Genomic DNA, 9,970 nt, shown 5'->3' with positions numbered 1-9,970 from the left:
CTCGCATAATGACCAATTCAGAATCTAGTTGCTCAGACTCATTTCTCGCTGGAAATACGCACCCACTTCAGACTCATTTCATATTGGAAGAGACTGAATGATGTCGAATTCACATTATTTTATTAAAATCTCACCTGATTGGTGATAGTAAAAATCTCTCAAACTGCCTTAATCTATAGCTTTCTTGAGCGATTTAACGGGCATCTTCAACTGAGGAAAGCAGCATGATGGTACAGGCTCGGTCTGGTGAAATATCAGGAGATATTTTGAAGTGACTACCTGCAAATTAATGCGGAAAGAAGGTATCATATAAAGTTAATGTGCCTGTGGGCTTGTAAAAAAAATTAGTTACATGATTAATTAACTGTCTTGGTAGCTGCGTTGAGTGGTATTCAAACTTTGACTTCGCCTATTATCTGGTATGTGTTGGATATGTGATGCGGTCACGTCAAAACTTGTGACACTCGTTTTCTTGTGCAGCATTCTGTCTGTTCAGCCACGCGCTACAATTTTTTACAAGCTCTGTGGCTTGGAGATCATCTGGAAATTTAGCAATTTTGTTTATATTTAAGGAGAGAGTAGTAAAATGTCGCGAAAACATCCCGTTATTGCCGTGACTGGTTCATCCGGTGCTGGCACATCCACGGTTAAGAATAGTTTTGAGCATATCTTTCGTCGGGAAAAATTAAATGTCGCTATCGTGGAAGGGGATAGTTTCCACCGCTACGACCGGGACGCTATGAAAAACGCAGTTGCAGATTCAGAGAAAAGCAACGGGCGTGCTATCAGCCATTTTGGCCCGGAAGCAAATGAATTTGAAAAATTAGAAACCTTATTCAGAGAATATGGTGAAACAGGATCGGGTATGACCCGTTTATACCTTCATAATGAAGAAGAGGCGGCTCCTTACAATCAGAAACCTGGCACCTTCACTCCCTGGAAACCCATCACAGCAGGAACCGATTTTTTGTTTTACGAGGGGTTGCATGGAGGTGTCAAAAGCGATACCGCGGATGTGGCAAAATATGTGGATTTACTCGTGGGCGTGGTGCCCATCGTCAATCTTGAATGGATACAGAAAATCCACCGCGATACTAGTGCGCGTGGCTATTCTGCCGAAGCCGTCACGCAAACTATTCTGCGTCGTATGCACGATTATGTGCACTATATTACCCCACAGTTTTCACGCACACATATCAACTTCCAGCGGGTTCCCACAGTCGATACTTCCAATCCTTTCATTGCTCGTGATATTCCGACGTTGGATGAAAGTATGGTGGTCGTCCGTTTCCGTGATTACAAGCATATCGATTTTCCTTTCTTGTTAAATATGCTTCATGATTCATTCATGTCACGCCCCAATACTATAGTGGTGCCGGGTGGCAAAATGGGCTTGGCAATTGAATTGATTCTGACCCCATTAATTCTTGATTTAGCTGCAAAAAGTAAACAGTAATTTTTCAATCCCTGCCTGAGGAGAGTAATGAGTGTTATCATAAGTTACTCATTTATTTTCAGGCAGGGAACACCAGCACTACTTTCTGAGTCATGATTTCCTTACTTTCTGGATTGAATCCAGAACAACTTGAAGCTGTCACACTACCGTATCAGTCGTCCTTGATATTGGCCGGCGCGGGTAGTGGTAAAACACGGGTGCTGACCACACGTATCGCCTACCTGATCCAATCAGGGCAGGTGAGTCCAAACGGTATTCTTGCTGTCACCTTTACTAATAAAGCAGCCAGAGAAATGATGGCGCGTATCGCTGCGATGCTGCCTATCAATACGCGCGGGATGTGGATCGGGACTTTTCATGGTTTGTGTCACCGTATGCTGCGTGCACATTATCAGGATGCCGGATTGCCACAGACCTTTCCAATTCTCGATATAGGCGATCAGCAGGCAGTCATCAAGCGATTGCTGAAGGATCTGTCTGTCGATGAGAAAGTATTCCCGCCTCGGCAGATCCAATGGTTTATCAATCATGCCAAAGAAGAAGGGTTGCGTGCTTCTCAAGTTGAAGCGCATGACAATTTCACGCGCAGGATGCTCGAGTTTTACCGTGTATATGAAACATTATGTATGCGCGAAGGAATGGTTGATTTTGCCGAACTCTTATTACGATGTTATGAACTACTGACGCGTAACGAGATTCTATGTAATCATTATCGTGATCGCTTCAGACATATCCTGGTAGATGAATTTCAGGATACCAACCGGCTGCAATACCGCTGGCTCAAATTACTGGCCGGCGGGGATGCACCCAAATCTGCTGTCGTATTTGCGGTAGGGGATGATGATCAAAGCATCTATGCATTCCGCGGGGCTCATACTGGGAACATGCAGGAGCTGGAACATGATTTTGCTATAGAGAAAATTATCAAGCTGGAGCAGAATTACCGTTCCCATGGCAATATTCTGGACGCAGCCAATGCCTTGATAGAACATAATCGCGGGCGTCTTGGCAAGAACTTGTGGACTTCTGAAGGGCATGGTGAGCCCGTGCGTGTGTATAACGCTGTGACAGATTTTGATGAGGCTGCCTTTATCGTTGATGAGATCAAAGCCCTTCATGCAGAAGGGGTTGCGCTCTCCGAGATCGCTCTGCTCTATCGATCCAATGCCCAGTCACGTGTATTGGAGCATAGTCTGTTCAATGCGTCATTATCTTATCGAGTTTATGGCGGCATGCGCTTTTTTGAACGTCAGGAGATCAAGCATGCCCTGGCCTATTTGCGCTTGATTGCGTATCCTGATGATGATCATGCGTTATTACGGGTGATCAATTTTCCGCCTCGTGGCATTGGTGCGCGCACTTTGGAACAATTGCAGGATGAGACGAAACTGCATCAAACGAGCTTATGGGCAGCAGCCCTTAACAAGGGGGGGGGCGAAGCAACCGCTCTTGCTGATGAAGGCAGGGCTAAAAAAGGGCTACCCAGTTTTATTAATCTGATCATGACGATGCAGCGTGCTTGTGTCAATTTGCCGTTACCTGAGACTATCCGTTACATGCTGACTCACAGTGGATTATTGAGCCATTACGGTCTGGAACGGGATGGCGCAGAGCGGCTGGAAAATCTGAATGAATTAATCAACGCAGCAACCAGCTTTGTGCACGAAGCTGAAGATGACAGTCTGGTGGCATTTCTTTCTCATGCCTCACTCGAAGGAGGTGAGCATCAGGCAGAGCATCATGAGGACGCCTTGCAGCTTATGACAGTGCATGCAGCCAAGGGACTGGAATTCCATACTGTATTTCTAAGCGGACTGGAAGAAGGGCTGTTTCCACACGGAAATAGCCGTGATGACATAAATGGATTGGAAGAAGAGCGACGCTTGATGTATGTAGCCATGACACGTGCCCGGCGACGGTTATATCTGAGCTTTTCACAAAGCCGGATGTTGCACGGTCAGACCCATTACAATATTGCTTCGCGATTTATTAATGAAATACCCGATCATTTGCTGAAGTGGCTGCAGCCACAATCCAAAGTTAACAGCGAGTCTTTTCGATCTGTGAATGAGCAGGCAGGCTTTACCTTTGGCAGGAATGCATGGGGGCAGCCTGCTGGAAAAGAAACGGTACAGGAAAGAGCGGCAGCAGATTCAGCAGAACCGTCATCCCGCTGGCGCATAGGACAGAATGTGTCGCATGCCAAATTTGGAACCGGGGTAATTATCAATTATCAGGGCCAAGGCTCTGACATCCGGGTTCAGGTTCAATTCAATCGCGCAGGAACCAAATGGCTCCTGCTGGAGTATGCCAAACTGACCCCTTTGTAATTCCACTGCCAAATCGGCAAGGAGAGCCGGCAAAATTAGGTTTGATGTAGAAAGGGAATTACCAGGCTCATGTGCGGATTTACTGATTAACTTCGGTATCTTCTTCTTTCTTCTCTATGGCCTCTTTGTCACTAAACATGGATTCAGGATGGAAAATATCCTGATAACTCACATAGATGGAGGCAAATACAGTAGGGATATAGATAAAAAGCCCTATGCCATAAGGTATAATTGCGAGCACGCCCAGTATGATGAGCACAATCAAATAGATCTGAATGGGAATAATATTTTTCAAACAGGCAAAAAAGCTTTTCCGTATGGCAATGAAAGGGGGCATATTCTCAAACATGACTAATAAAGGCGCAAACCACATTGCCATCATGAGTGGGATGGTCAGCAGTAATCCAGCGATTGAGGCAGATAAAATGTTATCCATCACACCCATCAGCTCTTGCTCATCAAATCTCTTCCCATAGAGCAGCATATCGACCAGCTCGCTTCCCCCTATCATCATGAACACACCGATTATCAGAACTTGTCCTATTAGATAAAATCCTCCTAACGTAATCAGCGGTACCGTATTCTTTCTGAAACCAACCATTAAATGACCTAGTTCTAATGGGTCACCCTGTTCCAGGCTTTTGCAGCCTACCATGACGCCAGCCATAAAAACGGGAGAAAGGAGCGTGAAAATAAATTTCCCTAGCACAGGAAGAAGCTCCAGTGTAGCAGCAATTAATATGAGTGTGAAACACAGCAATACCCAGACAAACGGGGATAAGCGAAACATATAAAAACCACTCAGTATCCATTGCAACCCTTGTTTACCAGGAACCTGTCGAGCTTCTATCAATTTGTTTTCTCCAATAAATTTTGTTAGTTAATCTGAAAATAGAATAATTTGTTAGAAATATTCCCTTTTGTAGGGAAAGATGTGAATTAATTCTATATCTAAATCAAGGCTGACTTTGTCGGCTTCCCCTTGACGTATCAGTTATCCTGTCTGCGGTTCGCCTTCGCGCCATGTTTGATTTGGAAATGGAATCACATGAATGACTCTAAAACATAATGCCTGGGAAAAGCATTCCATTCATTCCCCTTTCCGTTCTGATGATTTCATTGCTAAATCAAACCGACAAAGAGTCGGTTTTACCTGCGCGCCATGCTTGATTTAGAAATGAGATCAGGGTTAATGATCAAGCACTAGATAGATTATTTTAATTGATTAGTTAATCCAGATTTGCATCAATTTGGAATGATTAGCTAGATGATATTTCAGAATTTCTCTGAAATGCATGGGATCTTTCTTATGAGTGAGCTCTCCTTCTCGAGGTAAATGGTAATCATACAAACGTGATATCCAGAAACGCAATGCGCCAGCACGCAGCATGCGTGGCCATGCCTTATGCTCCTCATTAATGAGGGGCCGTATATGGTGATAGGCTGTTAAAAGTGCCTGGGCGTGCCTCTCGTCGAATACGCTGTCTTCAGAGATACACCAGTCATTAGTAGTGATAGCCAGATCGTACAAGAATGCGTCATTACAAGCAAAATAAAAATCGATAATGCCACCGATTGATGTATCAGTGAATAATACGTTATCGCGAAATAGATCAGCATGAATCACCCCCCGCGGGAGAGCCTCTGTTTGATGTAATACTTGAAATTGCAACTCTTCATTAAGTAATATTTGTTCCTCTTTTGTAAGAAATGGCATCACTTCTTTCGCTGCCGTATTCCACCATTCCAAACCTCGTGGATTGGTCATTTTCACGGGATAAGACAAGCCAGACAAGTGCATTCTGGCCAGCATTTCCCCAATCTCGGCACATTGTCCGGCCGTGGGACGTTTCAGCGATTTACCCGGTAAAAACGTCACAATACTGGCCGGTTTGCCATTCAATTCACCCAATAGTTTTTGTGCGCATGTCGCAATGGGACTGGGACATGGAATCCCTCGCTGCGATAAGTGAGCCATCAGATTGAGGTAGAAGGGGAGTTCTGCTGCAGTCAATTTCTCAAACAGCGTCAGAATATATTTACCCAGGGTGGTTGTCACCAGGTAATTGGTATTTTCAATGCCAGATGAGATACCTTGAAGATCGACCAGTGTGCCGATGGGATAATCCTGGAGCCAGATTGATAGTTGTTCCTTGCTAACTGGAGTAAAAACAGACATGAATAAGCAGTAGAATAAGCGTCAATAAATAGATGTATGCCTCGCGTAGCTGTTATTTTCTCATGTTAATCTCGTTTGGTTTTAAAATCTGTAAATTTCCCACATCGGAACGTTTACACCATAACCTTCAAGATCACCTCGATGTGGCTCACCCACGGGACTGCGTTTATTTAAAAGATAGAATGGCTTGCCAATACGAGGAATGACTTTGATCATATAGAGCTGACCATTGATGCGATATTCCTCCACTGTTTCTTCTTTACCTTTTTTAATGGTCACTTCCGGTTCCAGTGAAGGATCAATTCCCAGCTCAGGCAGTTCTGGTTCTTCACGTGACGCTAAATCAGGCAGTTCAGGAAGGGGGGGGCGATCAGCTGGTTTCTGAGTAGATTGCGCCGAGACTGACAACGTAACACAAATAGCACACAAAAATAGAGTCGTCTTTATACGTTGCATGCTGGTTCCTAGAGAATGGTCATGTTCATTCTATCTTAAATAAAGTGAAATATTACAAATTGAGTTGAATTTCCTTTTCAGCAGCGGTAGGTTCAAAGCCGGACGTTTCATAATATTTAAAGATTGCGTCGACAATCTCGACAGGCTCATCAATGATCTGAACTAAATTCATATCTTCTGGTAAGATATAGCCTTCATGGATGAGCACTTGCTGAAACCAATCAAGCAGACCACGCCAGAAATCCGAGCAGACTAAAATAATAGGCATTTTTCTTGTTTTACCAGTCTGGACAAGCGTTAGCGCTTCCATTAGTTCATCCAATGTGCCGAATCCCCCAGGCATGACGATATAAGCGGTCGCAAATTTGACAAACATATATTTACGGGCAAAAAAATGACGGAACGATTGACTCACATCCTGATAAATATTGCGGTGTTGCTCATGAGGAAGCTGGATATTGAGACCGACACTGGGAGCCTTGCCATAAAAGGCGCCTTTGTTGGCAGCTTCCATAATCCCCGGACCACCCCCCGAAATGACTGAGAAGCCCGCATCCGACAATTGCCGTGCAATGACTTCAGTTAATTTATAATAGGGGTGACTCGGTTCAGTTCGTGCGCTCCCAAATATGCTGACTGCCGGCTGAATGTATTCCAGGCGCTGTGCACCTTCCACAAATTCAGACATGATTCCAAATACGCGCCATGACTCTTTGGTCGACCAGGGCTTCTCAAGAGTCATCACCGCGCTAAGTTTTTCTTCCAAGCTCATAGGGGTCCTTTTTTAGATGAAAGCGCTTTTGCTAGTTGATGGTTCATCTTATTTATATCGTGCTTTTTATGCACTACCCGATTTACGCAATCGACAAAATGAGCCAACTGGCGCAATTTACGGTGTACTGGCTATGTTACGTCGCTTGCACAAGGATTACCAGACAGATTATAGCGCGTGCGTGTTTGATGCAAAAGGCAAAACTTTCCGTGATGAGATTTATCCGCAATACAAAGCGCACCGTCCTGCTATGCCGACAGATTTGTCGGCACAAATTACGCCATTGCTCGAATGTATCCAGGCAATGGGCTGGCCTTTACTGATCATTGAAGGCGTTGAAGCAGATGATGTGATTGGGACGCTTGCTAAAAAAGCGGAGCAAGCCGAAATGCAATGCATTATTTCAACCGGTGATAAAGACATCGCGCAATTGGTAAATTCTGGAATCAGACTTGTTAATACCATGAGCAATGAGACTCTGGATGAGGCGGGGGTGCTGAATAAATTTGGCGTCATGCCTGCGCAGATACTCGATTACCTGGCGTTGGTAGGGGATAGCACCGATAATATTCCAGGGGTAGAAAAAGTAGGGCCTAAAACGGCAGTCAAGTGGCTGACGCAGTACGGCAGCCTGGATAATATCCTCGTGCATGCCAATGAAATTGGCGGAGTCATCGGAGAGAATCTGCGCAAAGCCATACCCTGGCTAGAGATATCACGCGCATTGCTGACAATTAAGTGTGATGTGGATCTCTCAATCGATTGGCAAGATCTGGTGGTTAAACCACCCAATACTCAAAAACTGGCCGCACTGTTTGAATGCCTCGATTTTAAAACCTGGTCACGCGAGTTGCGGCAGAATGAGCTATCATCCAGCTCGGCTCTGTCCGATCCATTAACGGCGGCCCTGCTAAATCCAGGCGGTGCGGTATCCATCTCCAGTGAAACCACATCAGTTAGTTATGAAACGGTTCTTACCGAAGATCAGTTGAACAAATGGCTGGTGCAGTGCGATGCGGCACCATTGGTTTCGCTCGATACTGAAACGACCAGCTTGAATCCACTGCAGGCGCAACTGGTCGGAATTTCGTTATGTATGCAGCCGGGTCAAGCCGCTTATGTGCCGCTGACGCACTGTTTTCCTGGTGCACCACAACAATTACCTCTCGAGGTTGTGTTGAACAAAATGAGATCCTGGCTGGAGAATCCAGCAAAATTGAAAGTTGGGCAAAATCTCAAATATGACCAGCATATTTTTGCAAATTATGGCATCAGCCTGAAGGGAATAGCGCATGACACCTTATTGCAATCGTATGTGTTGGAATCTCATCATCTGCACAATATGGATAGCATGGCATGGCGTCACCTAGGGGTAAAAACGATGACCTATGATGACGTAACGGGGAAAGGGGCCAGCCGGATTGGTTTTGACCAGGTTATGCTTGATGAGGCAACGCGCTATGCAGCAGAAGACGCTGATATTACGCTGCAATTGCATCAGTGCTTATACCCGAAGATAGCGTGTCAAGCACAGCTCGACTATATTTATCGCCATATCGAGATGCCGTTACTCAATGTGCTATTTCAGATCGAGCGTAATGGCGTGCTGCTGGATGTGGATCTGCTCCGGGCACAAAGCCGTGAGCTGGAAAAGCAATTACTGGCACTGGAACAGCAGGCTTGTTTCAGTGCCGGACAAGTATTCAATTTGAATTCAACCAAACAAATCCAGGAAGTTTTATTTAACCAGCTTAAATTACCGGTTATCAAGAAGACGCCCAAAGGCTCACCCTCGACCGACGAAGATGTTTTGCAGCAGCTCGCGCTAGATTATCCACTCCCTAAGATTCTGCTCGAGTATCGCGGCCTGGCTAAACTTAAATCGACTTATACGGATAAATTACCCCTCATGGTGGATAACACTACTCACCGGGTACACACCACTTATGCGCAGGCCGTTGCCGTAACCGGCAGATTAGCTAGCAATGAGCCAAATTTACAGAATATACCAGTCCGCAGGCAGGAAGGCCGGCGCATCCGGGAAGCATTCATAGCACCGCCTGGCAGTCGTATTATTTCAGCAGATTATTCTCAGATTGAATTGCGCATCATGGCCCATATTTCTCAGGATAAGGGATTGCTTAAGGCATTTGCTGCGAATGAGGATATTCACTGCGCCACTGCAGCAGAAGTATTTGGTGTACCGGTGGATCAGGTTAATCAGGAACAGCGTCGCTATGCTAAAGTAATCAATTTTGGGCTCATCTATGGGATGTCTGATTATGGTCTGGCAACCCAATTAGGGATTGAGCGTAGTGCTGCGCGCCTTTATATCGATCGCTATTTCGCCCGCTATCCCGGGGTCGCTGACTATATGCAGCGGACTCGACTGCAGGCAAGAGAGAAAGGCTATGTCGAGACGGTATTGGGTCGTCAATTATGGTTGCCGGAAATCAACAGCTCCAATCACAATCGCAAACAGGCTGCGGAACGTGCCGCTATCAATGCGCCCATGCAAGGAACTGCAGCAGATATCATTAAGCTTGCCATGATTGCCGTACATGAATGGCTGATAAAGGAAAAGATGCGCAGTATGCTCATCATGCAGGTTCATGATGAATTAGTTCTGGAAGTACCCTGTGAAGAAGTCGATAAGGTAAAACATGTCTTGCCGGATTTAATGGAAAATGTCTGCAAACTTAATGTGCCCCTTCAAGTCGAAGTAGGTGTGGGCAATAATTGGGAGCAGGCGCATTAGTCCTTGCGTTCCCTGAAAA

Annotated in this window: 7 protein-coding genes; 3 read left to right on the top strand and 4 right to left on the bottom strand. The window is 45.4% G+C overall.

Annotation, left to right across the window (positions count from 1 at the left end):
- The first annotated feature begins 586 nt into the window (after positions 1 to 586).
- On the top strand, positions 587 to 1,456 hold the full coding sequence (locus BM283_RS12375; RefSeq protein WP_090693568.1) for a phosphoribulokinase: 870 nt from the start codon (positions 587 to 589) through the stop codon (positions 1,454 to 1,456).
- Between the two features lie 92 nt (positions 1,457 to 1,548).
- Positions 1,549 to 3,786: a UvrD-helicase domain-containing protein gene (locus BM283_RS12370; protein WP_090693567.1), complete on the top strand. Its 2,238-nt coding sequence runs from the start codon at positions 1,549 to 1,551 to the stop codon at positions 3,784 to 3,786.
- A gap of 79 nt (positions 3,787 to 3,865) precedes the next feature.
- Here the strand turns inward: BM283_RS12370 and BM283_RS12365 are convergent, their stop codons facing one another.
- The 4 genes from BM283_RS12365 to BM283_RS12350 form a co-directional block, all read right to left on the bottom strand.
- On the bottom strand, positions 3,866 to 4,639 hold the full coding sequence (locus BM283_RS12365; protein ID WP_254776351.1) for a BPSS1780 family membrane protein: 774 nt from the start codon (positions 4,637 to 4,639) through the stop codon (positions 3,866 to 3,868).
- A gap of 372 nt (positions 4,640 to 5,011) precedes the next feature.
- Positions 5,012 to 5,965 carry a homoserine kinase gene (locus BM283_RS12360; RefSeq protein ID WP_090693565.1) on the bottom strand — a complete coding sequence of 318 codons (954 nt, stop codon included), beginning with the start codon at positions 5,963 to 5,965 and terminating at the stop codon, positions 5,012 to 5,014.
- A gap of 81 nt (positions 5,966 to 6,046) precedes the next feature.
- Positions 6,047 to 6,421, bottom strand: coding sequence for a DUF2782 domain-containing protein (locus BM283_RS12355; RefSeq protein WP_090693563.1), 375 nt, complete (start codon positions 6,419 to 6,421; stop codon positions 6,047 to 6,049).
- A gap of 52 nt (positions 6,422 to 6,473) precedes the next feature.
- Positions 6,474 to 7,193 carry an LOG family protein gene (locus BM283_RS12350; RefSeq protein WP_090693561.1) on the bottom strand — a complete coding sequence of 240 codons (720 nt, stop codon included), beginning with the start codon at positions 7,191 to 7,193 and terminating at the stop codon, positions 6,474 to 6,476.
- A 16-nt stretch (positions 7,194 to 7,209) separates the two neighbouring features.
- Here BM283_RS12350 and polA point away from each other — a divergent pair, with 16 nt between their 5' ends.
- Complete coding sequence (gene polA, locus BM283_RS12345; protein ID WP_090693559.1) at positions 7,210 to 9,951, top strand: DNA polymerase I; 2,742 nt, start codon at positions 7,210 to 7,212, stop codon at positions 9,949 to 9,951.
- The last annotated feature ends 19 nt before the right edge of the window (positions 9,952 to 9,970 follow it).

This window comes from Nitrosomonas sp. Nm34 (assembly GCF_900113925.1).
Taxonomy (GTDB): Bacteria; Pseudomonadota; Gammaproteobacteria; order Burkholderiales; family Nitrosomonadaceae; genus Nitrosomonas.
Note: the sequence above shows the minus strand (reverse complement) of the source record. Positions and strands in the feature narration are given on the sequence as shown.

Excerpts from the sequence above, each read along its gene's own strand:
- BM283_RS12375 (WP_090693568.1), top strand. The coding sequence starts at position 587 with ATGTCGCGAAAACATCCCGTTATTGCCGTGACTGGTTCATCCGGTGCT.
- BM283_RS12370 (WP_090693567.1), top strand. The coding sequence starts at position 1,549 with ATGATTTCCTTACTTTCTGGATTGAATCCAGAACAACTTGAAGCTGTC.
- BM283_RS12360 (WP_090693565.1), bottom strand. The coding sequence starts at position 5,965 with ATGTCTGTTTTTACTCCAGTTAGCAAGGAACAACTATCAATCTGGCTC.
- BM283_RS12355 (WP_090693563.1), bottom strand. The coding sequence starts at position 6,421 with ATGCAACGTATAAAGACGACTCTATTTTTGTGTGCTATTTGTGTTACG.
- BM283_RS12350 (WP_090693561.1), bottom strand. The coding sequence starts at position 7,193 with ATGAGCTTGGAAGAAAAACTTAGCGCGGTGATGACTCTTGAGAAGCCC.
- polA (WP_090693559.1), top strand. The coding sequence starts at position 7,210 with ATGAAAGCGCTTTTGCTAGTTGATGGTTCATCTTATTTATATCGTGCT.